The sequence below is a fragment of the Pseudomonas juntendi genome (genome assembly GCF_021560075.1).
GTDB classification, from domain to species: Bacteria; Pseudomonadota; Gammaproteobacteria; order Pseudomonadales; family Pseudomonadaceae; genus Aquipseudomonas; species Aquipseudomonas juntendi.
Map to the genome: position 1 here is coordinate 4,577,248 of NZ_CP091088.1, position 17,166 is coordinate 4,594,413.

Sequence of the window (17,166 nt, forward strand, 5' to 3'; positions counted from 1 at the left end):
TCGTTCTAACCGCAGTCAGTTGCCCTGAACACAACGCATGAAGCGTTCAAGTGGCTTACACTGCGTTTACCTCACCTTTTGTTACAAGGATCTAAACATGGGCATGCTCAATGAGTTCAAGGCCTTCGCGGTCAAAGGCAACGTCGTCGACATGGCGGTTGGTATCATCATCGGCGCAGCCTTCGGCAAGATCGTCTCGTCCTTCGTCGGCGACGTGATCATGCCTCCGCTGGGCCTGTTGATTGGTGGTGTGGATTTCAGCGATCTGGCCATTACCCTGAAAGCCGCTCAAGGTGACGTACCGGCGGTGGTGCTGGCCTATGGCAAGTTCATCCAGACCGTGATCGACTTCCTGATCGTGGCCTTCGCCATTTTCATGGGCGTGAAGGCCATCAACCGGCTCAAGCGTGAAGAGGCCGTGGCACCGACTGCCCCGCCAGTGCCTACCCCCCAGGAAACCCTGCTGACCGAGATTCGCGATTTGCTCAAGACGCAGAATCAGAACCGTTTGCCTTGAGGTTGCCGGGCTGCCTTGCAGCCCGCTCTTGCTCGCCGGCACCGGCAGCGCCGGTGCCCAGGCCCAGCGCCTTACCAGTAATTCTCGACCGCCACCTGGCCGGGCCGCTTGCTCAGGCTCAACTGCAGGTCGCGTGCCTTGAGCACCTTGCGTGTCTCGTCGATCATCTCCGGGTTGCCGCACAGCATCACCCGCGAATGCTCGGGGGACAGTTCCAGCCCCGCCGCCTTCTCCAACTCACCGTTCTCGATCAGCGTGGTAATGCGCTGGTTCAGCGCGCCAGGGTGCTGCTCGCGGGTCACCACCGGAATGAATTGCAACTTGCCAGCAAACTCGGCCAGATAATCGCGCTGTTCCAGCCCGGCAATTTCATCCACATAAGCCAGCTCTCTGGCCTCGCGCACCGAATACACCAGTTTGATGCTGTCGAACCGCTCCCAGGCCTCGAAGTCCTGCAGGATCGACATGAACGGCGCAATGCCGGTACCGGTAGCCAGCAGCCACAGGTCGCGGCCGCCGACGAACCGGTCGAGGGTGAGGAAGCCAAACGCCTGGCGGTCTATCAGCAAGGTATCACCTGCCCCCAGGCGGCTCAGCTCACTGGTGAACTCGCCGCCCGGCACCACGATGGAGAAGAAATCCAGGTGCTCGTCATGGGGCGCACTGACCATGGAATAGGCGCGCCATACCACGCTGCCATCGGCCTTGGTCACGCCCAGCCGGGCGAACTGGCCGGAACGGAATCGGAACCCGGCATCGCGCGTAACCCGCAGGCTGAAGAGGTTCGGCGTCAGCGGCTGAACATCGAGCAGGGTCTGGCGGGTGAACTTTTCGGCGCTAGCGGTCATATCGGGCTCCAGGGTTGGCGTGTGCACAGTGTCGCCTAAAGTGCTCGGGATAAAAACCACCGCTTTGTAGGGCCTCACGCCGGGTGCCGGTATGAAAGTCGCAGAGAATGCGGTTGGCTATAGCAAAAAATCCCAACACAACGGTAGGTCTTTTCCTACACTAGTCCTGATTCTCAAACGGATTGAATCCCGCGCCTCAAGGAGTGTTTCAGATGCTTCACTGGAAACCTGAACATCTTGATGCGTTCGTCAGCGAGCGCAGCCCAAAGAAGCTGTTCAACATCGCAGTGCATCTGGCGCAGGACCTGGCCATGCAGTACCTGGGGCTGAACCTGCGCATTCAGATCGCGACCCAGACGCCCAGGCTCTACCTGTACAGCAACTATCCGGATGAATGGATCAGTTGCTATCAGCGCGACGACTTCTACAAGCAGGACTGCGCCGCCCACCTCAGCCACCAGTCGACCCTGCCGGTGCTGTGGACCGACGAGCTCTATCATGAGGCCCCGCACTTTCGCGAAGCAGCCTGCCATCATGGCCTGCGTCACGGTTGGACGCAGTCGCTGCACGACCTGCAACACAACGAGAGCCAGATCAGCGTGGCCCGCCCGGCGGGCAGCATCGACATCAACGAGCTCTACGAGAAGGCCGGCAGTGTGCAGTGGCTGTGCCACACGCTGCATGCCGTGCTCAGCGAACACCACCTGAACGCGTTATGCCCGCCACAACCGAAGATGAGCGCGCGTGAGCTGGAAGTGCTGAAATGGTCCGCCGCTGGCAAGACCGCTGCCGACGTTGCCTGCATTCTGTCGTTGTCGCAAAGCACGGTGAATTTCCATATCCGCAGCGTGATCACCAAGACCAATGCCGCCAACAAGGCTGGCGCCATCGCCATTGCCGCGTTGCGCGGCTGGATCTGACCTTCAGACCTGCGACCCGGGGCAAAGCCCTGTAGAATCGCCTGGCAAAGCCCGGGGCGAACCGCAACGGGCAGTTTCATACCCGAGCCAGACGCCATGCCCCTGTTGACCACCCCTTACGCCGAACTCGACCTGATCCGCCAGCCCGAACAGGCCAACGACCCTTTGCAGGCTTTCGATGCCGCCGACGAATACCTGCTCGCGCAGTTGCACGCGCAGGCACCTGACGCCAACTGCCGGGTGCTGGTGCTCAACGACAGCTTCGGGGCCGTGGCCGCCAGCCTGGCTGGCAAGGTGCAGGTGACCAGCAGCGGCGACTCCCACCTGGCGCACATGGCCCTGGAAAAGAACCTGGCGCGCAATGGCCTGCCGTTCGACAGCGTGCCGTTCGTGCCAGCCAGCGAGCACTGGCAGGGCCCGTTCGACCGGGTGCTGCTGCGCGTGCCTAAAACCCTGGCCCTGCTCGAAGAGCAACTGATTCGCCTGCAGGGGCAGCTGGCCCCCGCTGCGCAGGTGATTGCCGGGGCAATGGTCAAGCACTTGCCACGCGCGGCCGGTGACCTGTTGGAGAAATACATCGGCCCGGTGCAGGCTTCGCTGGCGCAAAAGAAGGCCCGCCTGCTCACCGCGACGCTGGCAGAGCGCCCCCTGGCCCGCTCGCCCTACCCTAGCCGTTACCGCCTGGACACCCCGGCGCTGGAATTGCTCAACCATGCCAACGTGTTCTGCCGTGAAGGCCTGGATATCGGCACCCGGGCGTTCCTGCCGCACCTGCCACGCGACCTCGGCCGCGCGCGGGTAGCAGACCTGGGCTGTGGCAACGGGGTGCTGGCCATTGCCAGTGCCCTGGCCAACCCGGATGCCGAGTACACCTTGGTCGACGAGTCGTACATGGCGGTGCAATCGGCACGGGAGAACTGGCGCGCCGCCTTGGGTGAGCGGCCGGCCACCTTCGAAGCAGCCGACGGCTTGGCCGGGGTCGAAAAACAGTCGCTGGATGTGGTGCTCTGCAACCCGCCGTTCCACCAGCAACAGGTGGTTGGCGATTTTCTTGCCTGGCGCATGTTCCAGCAGGCACGCGAAGCGTTGGTGGTGGGCGGGGCCCTGTACATCGTGGGCAACCGCCACCTGGGCTATCACAGCAAGCTGGCGCGGTTGTTCCGTGGGGTGGAGCAGATAGCGGCTACGCCCAAGTTTGTAATCCTCAAGGCGCGCAAGTAAGCCTGTACCGGCCCTATCGCCGGCAAGCCGGCTCCCACAGGTACTGCACGAGGCGCGAGGCAGATGCGACCCTGTGGGAGATGCTATGGTTTCTGGCAAGGGTAGCCGCAGCATCTTCAGCGCCTGTGAAATCGAGCGCCGCCCGCGCGGCGCATCGCGAGCTGCGCTCGCTCCTACGTTTGTTTCGGGCCAGTAACCCCTGTGCCAGATGCGCGCGGCCGCCTTGTTCGTACGACGCGATTTTGAGGCATGCGCCAAGGCGTTCGCGCGCAAATCCCACAGGAATAATTGGCCCGAAACAAACGTAGGAGCGAGCGCAGCTCGCGATGCGCCGCGCGGGCGGCGCTCGCTCTAACAGGCGCTGCCATACCTTGTGGCAAACACCTGTCAGCCCTAAGGCGATCCCTGTGTGTGGCTTGCCGGCGATAGGGCCAAAGCAGGCTGACCTTAATGGGTGGTCAGGCCCGCAGCCCCCATGAACAAGCGCATCACCCAGGCCGCCACACCCAGTGCGGCTACGCTCAACGCCCAGATCAGCACCAGCCAACCCAGCCGCTGCCACAACGGTTTCTTTTCTTCCAGGCCATGCTTGCCAGTCATCATGCGGGCCTCCTAGTGGTAGCCGTCGTCATGGGTCACCTTGCCGCGGAACACGTAGTAGCTCCAGAAGGTATACCCGAGAATGAACGGCAGGATGAACAGGGTGCCAACCAGCATGAAGCCCTGGCTTTGTGCTGGCGCTGCGGCATCCCAGATCGAGATCGACGGCGGGATGATGTTCGGCCACAGGCTGATGCCCAAGCCGCTGTAGCCAAGGAATATCAGCACCAGCGTGAGCAGGAACGGCGTGTAGTGCGCGTTGCGGGCCACGGCCTTGAGCAAGCCATAGAACGTTACCAGCACCAGCAACGGCACCGGCATGAACCACAGCAGGTTAGGCATGCTGAACCAGCGGTCGGCGATCTGCGGGTAGGCAATCGGCGTCCACAGGCTGACGATACCGATCACCACCAGCAGCACCAGCGCCAAGGGCCGGGCGATTTCGTGCATTTTCTGCTGCAGCGGACCTTCGGTCTTCATGATCAACCAGGTGCAACCCAGCAGCGTGTAGGCCACGATCAGCCCCACCCCGCAGAACAGGCTGAACGGGGTCAACCAGTCGAGGGTGCCCCCGGCAAAATGCCGGTCGACCACCTTGAACCCTTCCAGGAACGCGCCCAGCGCCACCCCCTGGAAGAAGGTGGCGATCAGCGAACCCCAGATGAATGCCTTGTCCCAGATGTGCCGCTTGCGGGCGGTGGCCTTGAAGCGGAATTCAAAGGCCACCCCCCGGAAGATCAAGCCGATCAGCATCAGGATCAATGGCAAGTACAACGCTTCGAGCACCACCGAGTAGGCCATCGGGAAGGCCCCGAACAGCCCCGCCCCCCCGAGCACCAGCCAGGTTTCGTTGCCGTCCCACACCGGGGCGACGGTGTTCATCATCACATCACGGTCATGCTCGCCCTTCACGAACGGGAAAAGCATGCCGATGCCCAGGTCGAAACCATCCATCACTACGTACATCATCACGCCGAAGATGATGATCACCGCCCAGATCAGCGGAAGGTCGATACCCATGGCTCAGTTCCCCTTGTTCAGGCTGGCGGTGTTGGCCTCGTGGCCATCATCGGCGGCGGACAGCGGCCGCGCCGGGGTGCGTTTGGTGCCGGGGCCACCTGGGTTGATTTCATCACCCTCACCGGTCTGCGGGCCCTTGCGCACCAGGCGCAGCATGTAGCCAAGGCCGGTGCCGAACAGGGCGAAATACACCACCACGAACGCCACCAGGGTAAAGCCAAGCTGCGCATAGCTGTGGTTGGACACCCCGTCTGCGGTGCGCAGCAGGCCATACACCACCCAGGGCTGGCGGCCAATTTCAGTGGTGAACCAGCCGGCCAGCAGCGCCACCAGGCCGGAGGGCCCCATCCACACTGCCATGTGCAGGAACGGCCGCGAGGTGTACAGCGTGCCCCGCTTGCGTAGCCAGAGGCTCCACAGGCCAACGAAGATCATCAGCAGGCCCAGGCCGACCATGATGCGGAACGACCAGAACACGATGGTCGAGTTGGGCCGGTCTTCTGGCGGGAAGTCCTTCATCGCCGGCACCTGCTTGTCCAGGCTGTGGGTCAGGATCAGGCTGCCAAGCGCCGGGATTTCAAGCTTGAAGCGGGTGGTTTCGGCCTGCATGTCAGGAATGCCGAAAAGGATCAGCGGCGTCGGCTCACCGGGCACGTTCTCCCAGTGGCCTTCGATCGCGGCGATCTTCACCGGTTGGTGCTTGAGCGTGTTGAGGCCGTGGAAGTCGCCGATCACCGCCTGGATCGGCGCGACGATCAGTGCCATCCACATGGCCATCGACAGCATCTTGCGCACCGCCGGGTTGTCCCGCCCGCGCAGCAGGTGCCAGGCCGCCGAGGCGCCGACGAAGAACGCGGTGGACACGAACGCGGCCGTGGCCATGTGCATCAGGCGGTACGGGAACGAGGGGTTGAACACCACGGCCAGCCAGTCTACCGGCACTACCCGGCCATCGATGATCTCGTGGCCTTGCGGGGTTTGCATCCAGCTGTTGGAGGCCAGGATCCAGAACGTGGACACCAGCGTACCCAGTGCCACCATCAGCGTGGAGAAGAAGTGCAGCCCTCTGCCCACACGATTCCAGCCGAACAGCATGACCCCGAGGAAACCGGCTTCGAGGAAGAAGGCGGTGAGCACCTCGTAGGTGAGCAGTGGGCCGGTAACCGCGCCGGCGAAGTCGGAGAAGCGGCTCCAGTTGGTACCGAACTGGTAAGCCATGACCAACCCCGAGACCACCCCCATGCCGAAGTTCACCGCGAAGATCTTCGACCAGAAATGGTAGAGGTCGCGGTAGACCTGGTTGTGGGTGCGCAACCACAAGCCTTCGAGCACCGCCAGGTAGCTGGCCAGGCCAATGGTAATGGCCGGGAACAGGATGTGGAACGACACGGTAAAGGCGAACTGCATTCGGGCGAGCTCTAAGGCTTCTATTCCGAACATGGTGCTTCCTCTTCAGATAATCCGGCGTACGGGCTCGTGGCACCGTCGCCCACTGCCCCCACTGGGTCGAGTACGGCGCGTTGGAATTGTTCTGTTCGATCGCAGGGATTCCGGCCCACTGGGCCCATTCGTTAGTTCTGGAACGATTGATCCAGATCAACGACTGCTAGGAAGCATAGTCCTGAATGCACGGTTGGGCCGTGCGGTGAATTGCCGCGTGACCGGTTGCCCCACCGGCTTTCATGACGCGCGAAAAAGTGCTGGCCCGGGCAAACAGTAACTGTTTGTTACAAACAGATGATACGCTGCGCCCCCCTCCACTGCGCCGAGGACCCAGGGTACCGATGTCCGATTCCGCACCGCAGTTGTTGCGCCAGCACCGCCCGTTTCTGGCCTTCTGGCTGGCCCGTGTATTCACCGCCAGTGGCTTCCAGATGCTCACCGTGGCCATTGGCTGGCACCTCTACCAATTGACCGGCAATGTCCTGGACCTGGGCCTGGTAGGCCTGGTCGAGTTCGCCCCTCGGGTGCTGTTCATGCTGCACACCGGGCATGTCGCCGACCGCTATGACAGGCGCAAGGTCGCAGCGCTGTGCCAGAGCCTGCAGGGGCTGATTGCCCTGGCGCTGGCCGTGGGCAGCGCCACCGACAACGTTACCCGGGAACTGATTTTTGCCCTGGCCTTCCTGCTGGGCGCCACGCGCTCGTTCGAAATGCCAGCCACCCAGGCGCTGCTACCCAACGTGGTACCGCCAGGGCTGTTCCCACGGGCGGTGGCCGCTTCGGCCTCGGCCACCCAGTCGGCGACCATCGTCGCCCCGGCGGTGGGCGGTTTTCTGTACGCATTTGGCAGCATCTGGGTGTATGGCCCGACGGTGGCCCTCTACGCCATCGCCTGCATCCTGACCCTGAGCCTGCAGGCACGCGGCCAGGTTACCCAGCGTGGGCGTGCGAGCATCGAGTCGCTGCTGGCAGGGATCCGCTTCATTCGTAGCCGCCCGGACATTCTTGGGGCCATTTCGCTGGACCTGTTCGCTGTGCTGCTGGGCGGTGCCACGGCGCTGCTGCCGGTGTTCGCCAAGGACATCCTGCTCACTGGCCCGCTGGGCCTGGGCCTGTTGCGCTCGGCGCCAGCGGTGGGGGCGTTGCTGATGTCACTGTGGCTCGCGCGTTTTCCATTCGAGCGCAATGTCGGGCGGACCATGTTCACCGCAGTGGGTATTTTTGGCGTGGCCACCATTGCCTTCGGCCTGTCCACCTCGTTCTGGTTTTCGCTGGCGGTGCTGGTGGTACTGGGCGCGGCAGACATGATCAGCATGGTCATCCGCAGTTCGTTCGTGCAACTGGAAACCCCCGATGAGATGCGCGGGCGGGTGAGCGCGGTGAACGGGCTGTTCATTGGTGCCTCAAATCAGCTCGGCGAGTTCGAGTCGGGGGTGACGGCGCACTGGTTTGGCACAGTGCCGGCAGTGGTGATGGGTGGGGTGGGCACGTTGCTGGTGACCGGGGTATGGATAAAACTGTTCCCTACACTGGCCCAGCGGGATCGGTTGCACAGCGGTTGATGGGTTGCCGGCCACAGGGCCAATACAGGCTACAGCGAACCCATTCCCCAACGGCCATAGGCCACCGCCGAGCATGCTGGTATGATGCGCGGCTTTTTTCCGCCCCACACAAAACCACGGCAAGCGGTACGGTCTGTGCTTTGCTGTTGGGGTCGATATATTCGTGGCGCCGGGCGCCTTGGGAGCGGGAATGCTGGAAAGGCTGTTTCAACTAAAAGCACACAACACCAACGTGCGCACCGAGATTCTTGCGGGCGTCACCACCTTCCTGGCCATGGCCTACATTCTGTTCGTCAACCCGAGCATCCTCGGCGAGACCGGCATGGACAAGGGGGCGATCTTTGTCGCCACCTGCCTGGCAGCCGCCATCGGCTCCACCACCATGGGCCTGATCGCCAACTACCCGATCGCCCTGGCCCCAGGCATGGGCCTGAACGCGTTCTTCACCTACACCGTGGTGCTGCACATGGGCCACACCTGGCAGGTGGCACTGGGTGCAGTGTTCCTGTCGGCGGTGATGTTCTTCCTGCTGTCGATCTTCCGTATCCGTGAATGGATCGTGAACAGCATCCCACTGCCGCTACGCTCGGCAATTGCTGCCGGTATCGGCCTGTTCCTGGCGCTGATCGCCCTGCATAATGCCGGCATCGTCGTCGATAACCCGGCAACTCTGGTGGGCTTGGGTGACCTCAAGCAACCGGCCCCGATTCTCGCCACGCTGGGCTTCTTCCTGATTGTCGGCCTGGAAGCACTGAAAGTGCGCGGCGCCGTGCTGATCGGCATCCTGGCGGTGACCGTCGCGGCGATCGTGATGGGCGTGACGCCGTTCGGCGGCATCGTCTCCATGCCGCCATCGCTGGCCCCGACCTTCCTGCAGCTGGATATCGCCGGCGCGCTGGATGTGGGCCTGGTAAGCGTGATCTTCGCCTTCCTGTTCGTCGATCTGTTCGACAACTCCGGCACCCTGATCGGCGTGGCCAAGCGCGCCGGGCTGATGGGCAAGGACGGCCACATGCCGAAAATGGGCCGTGCGCTGATCGCTGACAGCACCGCGGCCATGGCCGGTTCGCTGCTGGGCACCTCGACCACCACCAGCTACATCGAATCCGCTGCCGGCGTCAGCGCCGGCGGCCGTACCGGCCTGACGGCCATCGTGGTCGCCGTACTGTTCCTGCTGGCGCTGTTCTTCGCACCGTTGGCCGGCAGCGTGCCGGCCTTCGCCACGGCCCCGGCGCTGCTGTTCGTTGCGGTGCTGATGGCCTCGGGCCTGGCGGAGATAAACTGGGACGACGTGACCGAAGCCGCACCGGTGGTGGTGACTGCCCTGGCCATGCCGCTGACCTACTCGATTGCCAACGGTATTGCCTTCGGCTTCATCGCCTGGACTGCAGTCAAGCTGATTTCCGGCCGCTACCGCGACCTGAACCCGGCGCTGGTGATCCTTTCCATCCTGTTCGTCATCAAGCTGGGCTGGTTCAACGCATGAGTGCTGCTTTCGACCCCTCCTCCTACGCCACCCAGCTGGACGCCAAGGTCGCCCGGCTGCGCGAGCTGCTGGCACCGTTCGGCGCACCAGAGCCGGCTGTTTTCGACTCGCCACGCGAGCACTACCGCCTGCGCGCCGAGTTTCGCCTGTGGCGCGAGGATGGCCAGCGCCACTACGCCATGTTCGCCCCGGGCGAGAAGCACAAGGCGATCCTGATCGACGACTTCCCGATTGCCAGCCTGCGCATCAACGAACTGATGCCGCGCCTGAAGGCAGCCTGGCAGGCCAGCGAAGCACTGGGCAACCGCCTGTTTCAGGTGGAGTTCCTTACCACCCTAGCTGGCGACGCCATGATTACCCTGTGCTACCACCGCCCGTTGGACGAGGCCTGGGAAGTGGCTGCACGGCAGTTGTCCGAGGCGCTGGGCGTGAGCGTGATTGGCCGCTCCAAAGGCAAGCGCCTGGTGATCGGCCGCGACTACGCGGTGGAAGAACTCGACGTGGCTGGCCGTGTGTTCAGCTATCGCCAGCCAGAAGGCGCGTTCACCCAGCCTAACGGTGCCGTGAACCAGAAGATGCTGAGCTGGGCGTTCGAGGCAATGGGCGAGCGTGAGGACGACCTGCTGGAGCTGTATTGCGGCAACGGCAATTTCACCCTGCCACTGGCCACCCGCGTGCGCCAGGTGCTGGCCACCGAGATCAGCAAGACGTCGGTCAATGCCGCGTTGAGCAACCTCGACGAAAACGCTGTGGATAACGTGCGGCTGGTGCGCTTGTCGGCTGAAGAGCTGACCCAGGCGCTGAACGAGGTGCGGCCGTTCCGCCGGCTGGAAGGCATTGACCTGAAAGCCTATGACTTCGGTACGGTGTTCGTCGACCCGCCGCGTGCGGGTATGGACCCGGATACCTGCGAGCTGACCCGGCGTTTCGAGCGGATCCTGTACATCTCGTGCAACCCGGAAACGCTGGCGCAGAACATCGCTCAGCTGCAAGATACCCACCGTATCGAACGCTGCGCGCTGTTCGATCAATTCCCGTACACGCACCATATGGAAAGCGGCGTGCTGCTGGTCCGGCGCTGATCCGCGCTGCACTGGGGCCTGGCTGGCCCCAGCGCAGCTTGCCAGGAGAGTGATGCCGATGGACCAGTTCAGTGCCATGCAGTCTTTCCGCCGGGTGGTCGATCTCGGCAGTTTCAGCGCCGCTGCCAGTCAGGCGGGGGTCTCGCATACCGTCCTGTCACGCCAGGTAAAGCAGCTTGAACGCCACCTCGGCGCGCAATTGCTCACCCGAACCACGCGCCGCTTGCACCTCACCGAAGCCGGCGCATTGTTCTATCGCCATTGCGTGCAGATTCTCGAACAGATGCAGGCGATGAGCCTGGAATTGTCGGAGCATCAGCAACAGCCCACTGGCACCTTGCGCCTGGGCGTGGCCACAGCCTTTGGTGAACTGGAGCTGGGTCGCTGGCTACCGGATTTCGTCGAGCGCCATCCCCTGTTGCAGATCGAGCTGCACTGCAGCGACCGCTTCGTCGACCTTCTCGAGGCGGAAATTGATGTGTGCTTGCGGGTCACCGACCAGTTACCGAACTCCAGCCTGGTGGCGCGCCGGCTGACGGGCAGCGAGGTGTTGCTGGTAGCAGCCCCGGGTTATCTGCAGCGACACGGCACACCGGCTACGCCCGACGAACTCACTGGCCACCCCCTGCTCGGCTATAGCCAGCTACCGCACCCACAGCGCCTGCAACTGACCAACACCCAAGGCGAACAGCGCGACATACTCATGCCCCGACGCCTGAGTGCTAATTCGCCGATGGCCCTGCGCGCTGCCGCCATAGGCGCCCTCGGCATCGCCAGCTTCGACCGCTTCATCGTCCACGATGCCCTGCTGAACGGGCGGCTGGTACCGGTGCTGGATGACTGGAAACTGCCAGCACGCACGCTTTACGCGGTTTATCCACAGAGCCGCTACCTGCCGCCCAAGGTGCGCGCGTTGCTGGATTACGTACAGGCGTACTATTCACAAGCGAGGTGGGAAAATTGATTTGTGCGCGATTGACACAAGTCATGGCTGGTTCTGCCCGTATTTGTGCCCTGAACGGTGAGTTAGCCTTTCGTTGACCATCACTCAACAAAGGTACTCCAGCATGAAAGCAGTGCAGGCATTCATCGCAGCGTTGGCACTCGGCACCTTGCCAGTTGGCGCCAACGCGGCACAACCAGTCGTTTCAGTCACCGACCACACGGCCTTGAACTGGCAGGACGTGCCCAATACCAATGGCGCTGTCAGCTTCGCCAACGTTGAAGGCGATATCTTCGGCAAGGGGCCCTACTCGGCCTATGTGAAATTCAGCAAAGGCACCGACAACGGCCTGCACCAGCACAGCCAGGCACTGCCGACGGTCGTGCTGAAGGGGACCTTCTATGCGGTGATCGACGGCAAGCGCATCGAGTATCCGGCAGGCGCCTATTACAATCTGCCGGCCGGGTTGATACATGAAAGTGGCTGCACGGCGGCTGCCGATTGCCTGCTGTTTCAACATCAGGCGGGTGCGTTCGACCTCAAACCCGTTGCAGGCTGAGGCATCGGGGCCGCTTGGCGGCCCCCGACGTCTACATCAAAAGTCGAAGAACACCGTCTCGCCTTCCCCCTGAATACGGATATCAAAGCGATACGCCGTTTTCCCGTCCACTTCACAGCGCTTGGCAATCAGCGTCTCGCGGCGCTGCGGCTGCTCGATCAGGTTGAGCACCGGGCACTTGGCATTGAGGGGCGCTTCATCATCGAAATACAGGCGCGTGTGCAGGTGGATGTTGATGCCACGGGCAAACAGGCTGATGTTGATGTGCGGCGCCATCGGTACGCCAGCGGCATTGTTCACCACGCCGGGCTTGACCGTGTACAGCGTCCACTCACCGGCGTCGAAGGTGGTGGCGGTGCGGCCGAAGCTGTTGAACGCGTTTTCCAGGTTGTAGGCATCCTGATACTCGCCGTTGGCGTCGGCTTGCCACACTTCCAGGAACGAGTCGCGCACCAGGTGGCCGTTGCCGTCGTAGACATGGCCGATCAGCTGAATGTGCTCACCCGGGGCGTCGGGCTTGGCCAGGCGGTTCCAGATTTCCTGGTCACGGGTAGGGTTGCCGGCCGCTTCCAGGGCCAGGCCGATGTGCACGTAGGGGCCGGCAGTCTGCGAAGGGGTTTCCGGCAGCAGTTCGATTGGCATGGCGGGGTCCTCAGCAGTTTTCGAAGTGGGTCTTGCGCTGGCCGCGCAGCACGATGTCGAAGCGGTAGGCCAGGCAGTCCATCGGGTTGGCGTTGCTCATGTCGAGCTTGGCAATCAACTGCTGCACGGCTTGCGGGTTGGCGATCGACTTGACGATCGGGCACATCGGGATCAGCGGGTCGCCTTCGAAATACAGCTGGGTGATCAGCTTGGTGGCGATCGACGGGCCGCTGATGGCGAAGTGGATGTGCGCCGGGCGCCAGTCGTTCGGGCCGTTGCGCCACGGGTACGGGCCCGGCTTGATGGTGCGGAAGCTGTAGTAGCCGTCACGGTCGGTCAGGCAGCGGCCGACACCGCCGAAGTTGGGGTCCAGCGGTGCCAGGTAGCGGTCGTTCTTGTGGCGGTAGCGGCCACCGGCGTTGGCTTGCCACATTTCCACCAGGGTATTGGGCACAGGCTTGCCGTACTGGTCCACAACGCGGCCGGCAACGATGATGCGCTCACCGATCGGCAGGCCGCCGTTATTGAAATTCAGCAGCAGGTCATGGTCATGGGCACCGAAGCCCAGGTGGGAAAAATCCGGGCCGGTGGTTTCGCTGATCGATTGCGGAATGCTGACCAGCGCCTGGCGCGGCGAGCGGGCAACGGAGGTCTTGTAGTCGGGGGTGAGGGCTTTGGGGTGCCAGTTGCGATCACGGATCACGAAGCGGCTGTTGTCCTGGGCGGGCATGCCGGTTTCCTCTCTTGGAATTATGGAGATGCACAGGCGGGCTTATTGAACCCTTCGCGGGCAAGCCCGCTCCTACATACAGTTTCCGGCATGTCGCGCGCGGTGAATATTGAAATGAGGCACTTCAAACATATCCATTTGGTTATGCATGACCACCTGGACCTAACACCCGCTGCTGTCGTGAACTAATCTTTCACTTCTTGTTTCACGCTCGGGAGAGCACTCATGGAATGGCGAAAAGGCCGACGCAGCGACAACGTGGTCGATGCCCGGGGCGAAGGTGGCGGTGGGGGCGGCATGCGCTTTGGCGGCGGCAAGGGCCTGGGCCTGGGGGCGATCCTGCTGATCGTCGGCATCGGCTGGTTGACCGGGCAGGACCCGCTGCAGATCCTCGGCCAGTTGGCCGGCCAGGTGGAGCAGCAGCAGACCCAGACCGCGCCAAGCGGTGCTGGCGCCAAGGCGCCACCGGCCAACGATGAACAGGCCCAGTTCGTGGCCTCGATCCTGGGCGATACCGAGGACACCTGGAAGGCATTGTTCGCCGAAGCAGGCAAACAGTACCGCGACCCCAAGCTGGTGCTGTTCAGTGGCCAGGTCAATTCGGCCTGCGGCGCTGCCTCTGCGGCCGTGGGGCCGTTCTATTGCCCGGCCGACCAGCGCGTGTACCTGGACATGTCGTTCTTCCGCGAAATGGAAACCCGTTTCGCCGCGGCTGGCGACTTTGCCCAGGCCTACGTCATCGCCCACGAAATTGGCCACCACGTACAGACCTTGCTGGGGGTGTCGGCCAAGGTCGACGCCGCCCGCCGCAGTGGTCAGCGCATGGAGGGCGACAATGGGTTGCTGGTACGCCAGGAACTGCAGGCGGACTGCCTGGCGGGTGTCTGGGCCTACCAGGCACAGAAGCGCCTGAACTGGCTGGAGCCGGGCGATGTAGAGGAGGCGCTGAACGCTGCCAACGCCATTGGCGATGACCGCCTGCAACAGCAAGGGCGCGGCCGTGTGGTGCCGGACTCATTTACCCATGGCACCTCGGCCCAGCGCGTACGCTGGTTCAAGACCGGGTTTGCCGAAGGTGAAGTGGACCGCTGCGACACCTTCAGTGCCCGTAGCCTCTGATACCTCGCCAACAGGCTGCTGCGTCACCGCTGGAACCCTGGGGCCGCTTCGCGGCCCTTTCCCACCGGTCCGGCGCACCGGCAAGGCCGCGCCTACAAAAACCCGCACGCTTTTTTTTGCTGAAAAAGCGTTTCAGCTTCCCGCAGCATTGCCGATAACCCCTGCATGAATCAGCGGGCATCCAGAACAATAACGCCTGGCGATCGAACATCAAAAGAGCGAAAACTATTTCTGGAGTGCGTGCATGAACAGCTGGTTTGCCAACATCAGCGTCAACCTCAAACTGGGCCTGGGCTTCGGCCTGGTGCTTGTCCTCACCGGCCTGCTGGCCCTGACTGGCTGGACCAGCCTGGGCAGCCTGATCGACCGTAGCAACTGGATGAGCGACATCGGCCAGTTGAACAAAGACCTGACCGACCTGCGCGTGGCCCGCCTGCAGTACATGATCGCCAATGGCGACGATGCCGCGGCCGCCAACACCCAGGCCAAGCTGAACGCCTTCAGCAAGCAGCAGGCCTACCTGGCCAGTACCTTCAAAAGCCCCGAGAACGTCAAGCTGCTGGGTGAGCTGGGGGAAACCATCAGCGCCTACAAGCTGTCGCTGAACAAGATGCGCCAAGGCTACGACGCCACGCGCGCAGCGCGTAGCACCATGGACAGCTCGGCCGCCGGCGCCGACCAGGCCATGGACCTGCTCAGCCAGGAAGTCATGGCCCGCCCGGAAGCCGACAGCGTGCGCCTGGCCCAGTACCAACTGATCAGCCAGGCGCGCCAGCAGTTGCTGCAGGTGCGCATCGACGTGCGCGGCTACATTGCCGACAACAGTGCCAGCAACGAGCAGGCCGCCCTGCGCCAGCTGGATGCAGCACTGGCCAATGTCGACAACCTCAAAGGCCAGATGCCGGGTGAAAGCACACGCCTGCAGCAGCTGGAAAGCGCGGTACGGGCCTACCGTGATGCCGTACGCCAGTTCCGCGATGCGGTCGCCAGCATCACCACCGCGCGTGCGGAAATGACCGTACAGGGTGCCGATATCGTCAAGCGCAGCGATGCGCTGTACCAGATCCAGCTGCAGCGTCGCGACGTCGAAAGCAGCCAGGCCCGCAGCCTGCAGGCCATCGCCACGCTGCTGGCGTTGCTGGTCGGCGTGCTGGGCGCGGTGTTGATCACCCGGCAGATCACCCGCCCGTTGCGCGAAACGCTGCTGGCGGTGGAAAAGATCGCCAGTGGCGACCTGACCCAGCAACTGCGCGTCACCCGCCGCGACGAATTGGGCGTGCTACAGCAAGGCATCGCGCGCATGGGTACCACCTTGCGCCAGCTGATCAGCGGCATCCGCGACGGCGTGACCCAGATCGCCAGCGCTGCCGAAGAACTGTCGGCAGTGACCGAACAGACCAGTGCCGGGGCCAATAGCCAGAAGGTCGAAACCGACCAGGTGGCCACCGCCATGCACGAAATGGCCGCCACCGTGCAAGAAGTGGCGCGCAATGCCGAACAGGCTTCGCACGCCGCCACCGGTGCCGACGAGCAAGCCCGCGCCGGCGACCGTGTGGTCGGTGAAGCGATCGGCCAGATCGAGCGCCTGGCCCAGGACATGCACCGCTCCACTGAAGCCATGAGCCTGCTGCAACAGGAAAGCCAGAAAATCGGCAGCGTGATGGACGTGATCAAGTCGGTGGCAGAACAGACCAACTTGCTGGCGCTGAACGCGGCGATCGAGGCGGCGCGGGCGGGTGAAGCCGGGCGCGGCTTCGCCGTGGTGGCCGATGAAGTCCGCGGCCTGGCGCAGCGTACGCAAAAGTCCACCGAAGAAATCGAAGAGCTCATTGCTGGCCTGCAGCAGGGTACCCAGCAAGTGGCCAGCGCCATGCAAGGCAGCCGCACCCTGACCGACAGCAGCGTGGAACTGGCGCGCAAGGCCGGGGCCTCGCTGGAGAGCATTACCAGCACGGTGTCGGGCATTCAGTCGATGAACCAGCAGATTGCCGCGGCCGCAGAGCAGCAGAGTGCGGTGGCCGAGGAGATCAGCCGCAGCATCCTCAATGTGCGCGATGTGTCTGAGCAGACGGCGGCGGCCAGCAATGAAACGGCAGCATCCAGCGTCGAACTGGCGCGCCTGGGTGGGCAGTTGCAGACGCTGGTCAGCCAGTTCCGCGTCTGACTGCAAGCCCTGGGGCCGCTGAGCGGCCCAGCGCCGGCAAGCCAGGCTGCCACAGCAACGGTGCAGGATCAGAAACAGCGCCGTACCTGTGGGAGATTCTATGGTTCCTGGCAAGGGTAGCCGCTGCATCTTCAGTGCCTGTGAGATTGAGCGCCGCCCGCGCGGCGCATCGCGAGCTGCGCTCGCTCCTACGTTTGTTTCGGGCCAGTAACCCCTGTGCCAGATGCGCGCGGCCGCCTTGTTCGTACGACGCGATTTTGAGGCATGCGCCAAGGCGTTCGCGCGCAAATCCCACAGGAATAATTCGCCC

General features: G+C 63.2%; 16 protein-coding genes. 10 read left to right on the forward strand and 6 right to left on the reverse strand.

Annotation, left to right across the window (positions count from 1 at the left end; translation table 11 throughout):
- The first annotated feature begins 97 nt into the window (after positions 1 to 97).
- On the forward strand, positions 98 to 517 hold the full coding sequence (gene mscL, locus L1P09_RS21270) for a large-conductance mechanosensitive channel protein MscL (RefSeq protein ID WP_029888025.1): 420 nt from the start codon (positions 98 to 100) through the stop codon (positions 515 to 517).
- A gap of 71 nt (positions 518 to 588) precedes the next feature.
- Here mscL and L1P09_RS21275 read toward each other — a convergent pair whose 3' ends face one another.
- Positions 589 to 1,365, reverse strand: a complete 777-nt coding sequence (locus tag L1P09_RS21275) for a ferredoxin--NADP reductase (protein WP_110679786.1) — start codon at positions 1,363 to 1,365, stop codon at positions 589 to 591.
- 212 nt (positions 1,366 to 1,577) lie between these two features.
- On the opposite strand from L1P09_RS21275, the gene L1P09_RS21280 reads away from it, so the two are divergent.
- On the forward strand, positions 1,578 to 2,285 hold the full coding sequence (locus L1P09_RS21280) for an autoinducer binding domain-containing protein (RefSeq protein WP_235768076.1): 708 nt from the start codon (positions 1,578 to 1,580) through the stop codon (positions 2,283 to 2,285).
- 96 nt (positions 2,286 to 2,381) lie between these two features.
- A complete protein-coding gene (locus tag L1P09_RS21285; RefSeq protein ID WP_054906272.1) occupies positions 2,382 to 3,506 on the forward strand; it encodes a methyltransferase in 1,125 nt (374 codons plus the stop codon).
- A gap of 447 nt (positions 3,507 to 3,953) precedes the next feature.
- Here the strand turns inward: L1P09_RS21285 and L1P09_RS21290 are convergent, their stop codons facing one another.
- Genes L1P09_RS21290 through L1P09_RS21300 form a run of 3 tightly spaced genes read right to left on the reverse strand, consistent with a single transcriptional unit; the run spans position 3,954 to position 6,566 of the window.
- The gene (locus tag L1P09_RS21290) at positions 3,954 to 4,109 is read right to left on the reverse strand and encodes a DUF2474 domain-containing protein (protein WP_009682264.1); all 156 of its coding nucleotides are present in this window, start codon (positions 4,107 to 4,109) and stop codon (positions 3,954 to 3,956) included.
- 9 nt (positions 4,110 to 4,118) lie between these two features.
- On the reverse strand, positions 4,119 to 5,126 hold the full coding sequence (gene cydB, locus L1P09_RS21295) for a cytochrome d ubiquinol oxidase subunit II (protein WP_009682263.1): 1,008 nt from the start codon (positions 5,124 to 5,126) through the stop codon (positions 4,119 to 4,121).
- Between the two features lie 3 nt (positions 5,127 to 5,129).
- Positions 5,130 to 6,566, reverse strand: a complete 1,437-nt coding sequence (locus L1P09_RS21300) for a cytochrome ubiquinol oxidase subunit I (RefSeq protein WP_009682262.1) — start codon at positions 6,564 to 6,566, stop codon at positions 5,130 to 5,132.
- Positions 6,567 to 6,910: 344 nt separating this feature from the next.
- Here L1P09_RS21300 and L1P09_RS21305 point away from each other — a divergent pair, with 344 nt between their 5' ends.
- The 5 genes from L1P09_RS21305 to L1P09_RS21325 all read left to right on the forward strand — a co-directional run bounded on the left by L1P09_RS21305 (position 6,911) and on the right by L1P09_RS21325 (position 12,201).
- The gene (locus L1P09_RS21305) at positions 6,911 to 8,131 is read left to right on the forward strand and encodes an MFS transporter (RefSeq protein ID WP_054906158.1); all 1,221 of its coding nucleotides are present in this window, start codon (positions 6,911 to 6,913) and stop codon (positions 8,129 to 8,131) included.
- 190 nt (positions 8,132 to 8,321) lie between these two features.
- Positions 8,322 to 9,617 carry an NCS2 family permease gene (locus L1P09_RS21310; protein WP_009682260.1) on the forward strand — a complete coding sequence of 432 codons (1,296 nt, stop codon included), beginning with the start codon at positions 8,322 to 8,324 and terminating at the stop codon, positions 9,615 to 9,617.
- Positions 9,614 to 10,699, forward strand: a complete 1,086-nt coding sequence (gene trmA, locus L1P09_RS21315) for a tRNA (uridine(54)-C5)-methyltransferase TrmA (RefSeq protein ID WP_235768077.1) — start codon at positions 9,614 to 9,616, stop codon at positions 10,697 to 10,699. Before L1P09_RS21310 ends, trmA begins: the two co-directional genes overlap by 4 nt.
- A 58-nt stretch (positions 10,700 to 10,757) precedes the next feature.
- Complete coding sequence (locus L1P09_RS21320; RefSeq protein ID WP_235768078.1) at positions 10,758 to 11,663, forward strand: LysR family transcriptional regulator; 906 nt, start codon at positions 10,758 to 10,760, stop codon at positions 11,661 to 11,663.
- Between the two features lie 103 nt (positions 11,664 to 11,766).
- Entirely contained in the window at positions 11,767 to 12,201 is a 435-nt protein-coding gene (locus tag L1P09_RS21325) for a cupin domain-containing protein (protein ID WP_235768079.1), read from the forward strand.
- Positions 12,202 to 12,237: 36 nt separating this feature from the next.
- Here L1P09_RS21325 and pcaG read toward each other — a convergent pair whose 3' ends face one another.
- Positions 12,238 to 12,843: a protocatechuate 3,4-dioxygenase subunit alpha gene (gene pcaG / locus L1P09_RS21330; RefSeq protein ID WP_009682256.1), complete on the reverse strand. Its 606-nt coding sequence runs from the start codon at positions 12,841 to 12,843 to the stop codon at positions 12,238 to 12,240.
- A gap of 10 nt (positions 12,844 to 12,853) precedes the next feature.
- Entirely contained in the window at positions 12,854 to 13,573 is a 720-nt protein-coding gene (pcaH, locus tag L1P09_RS21335) for a protocatechuate 3,4-dioxygenase subunit beta (RefSeq protein WP_009682255.1), read from the reverse strand.
- 225 nt (positions 13,574 to 13,798) lie between these two features.
- Here pcaH and ypfJ point away from each other — a divergent pair, with 225 nt between their 5' ends.
- Together ypfJ and L1P09_RS21345 are read left to right on the forward strand one after the other, a co-directional pair.
- Positions 13,799 to 14,692, forward strand: a complete 894-nt coding sequence (ypfJ, locus tag L1P09_RS21340) for a KPN_02809 family neutral zinc metallopeptidase (protein ID WP_009682254.1) — start codon at positions 13,799 to 13,801, stop codon at positions 14,690 to 14,692.
- Between the two features lie 244 nt (positions 14,693 to 14,936).
- Positions 14,937 to 16,856: a methyl-accepting chemotaxis protein gene (locus tag L1P09_RS21345; RefSeq protein ID WP_235768080.1), complete on the forward strand. Its 1,920-nt coding sequence runs from the start codon at positions 14,937 to 14,939 to the stop codon at positions 16,854 to 16,856.
- The last annotated feature ends 310 nt before the right edge of the window (positions 16,857 to 17,166 follow it).

Coding starts and splice junctions, on each gene's coding strand:
- L1P09_RS21290 (WP_009682264.1), bottom strand. CDS start 4,109: ATGATGACTGGCAAGCATGGCCTGGAAGAAAAGAAACCGTTGTGGCAG.
- pcaG (WP_009682256.1), bottom strand. CDS start 12,843: ATGCCAATCGAACTGCTGCCGGAAACCCCTTCGCAGACTGCCGGCCCC.
- L1P09_RS21310 (WP_009682260.1), top strand. CDS start 8,322: ATGCTGGAAAGGCTGTTTCAACTAAAAGCACACAACACCAACGTGCGC.
- L1P09_RS21300 (WP_009682262.1), bottom strand. CDS start 6,566: ATGTTCGGAATAGAAGCCTTAGAGCTCGCCCGAATGCAGTTCGCCTTT.
- L1P09_RS21325 (WP_235768079.1), top strand. CDS start 11,767: ATGAAAGCAGTGCAGGCATTCATCGCAGCGTTGGCACTCGGCACCTTG.
- L1P09_RS21285 (WP_054906272.1), top strand. CDS start 2,382: ATGCCCCTGTTGACCACCCCTTACGCCGAACTCGACCTGATCCGCCAG.
- ypfJ (WP_009682254.1), top strand. CDS start 13,799: ATGGAATGGCGAAAAGGCCGACGCAGCGACAACGTGGTCGATGCCCGG.
- L1P09_RS21320 (WP_235768078.1), top strand. CDS start 10,758: ATGGACCAGTTCAGTGCCATGCAGTCTTTCCGCCGGGTGGTCGATCTC.
- mscL (WP_029888025.1), top strand. CDS start 98: ATGGGCATGCTCAATGAGTTCAAGGCCTTCGCGGTCAAAGGCAACGTC.
- L1P09_RS21280 (WP_235768076.1), top strand. CDS start 1,578: ATGCTTCACTGGAAACCTGAACATCTTGATGCGTTCGTCAGCGAGCGC.
- trmA (WP_235768077.1), top strand. CDS start 9,614: ATGAGTGCTGCTTTCGACCCCTCCTCCTACGCCACCCAGCTGGACGCC.
- L1P09_RS21345 (WP_235768080.1), top strand. CDS start 14,937: ATGAACAGCTGGTTTGCCAACATCAGCGTCAACCTCAAACTGGGCCTG.
- pcaH (WP_009682255.1), bottom strand. CDS start 13,573: ATGCCCGCCCAGGACAACAGCCGCTTCGTGATCCGTGATCGCAACTGG.
- L1P09_RS21305 (WP_054906158.1), top strand. CDS start 6,911: ATGTCCGATTCCGCACCGCAGTTGTTGCGCCAGCACCGCCCGTTTCTG.
- L1P09_RS21275 (WP_110679786.1), bottom strand. CDS start 1,365: ATGACCGCTAGCGCCGAAAAGTTCACCCGCCAGACCCTGCTCGATGTT.
- cydB (WP_009682263.1), bottom strand. CDS start 5,126: ATGGGTATCGACCTTCCGCTGATCTGGGCGGTGATCATCATCTTCGGC.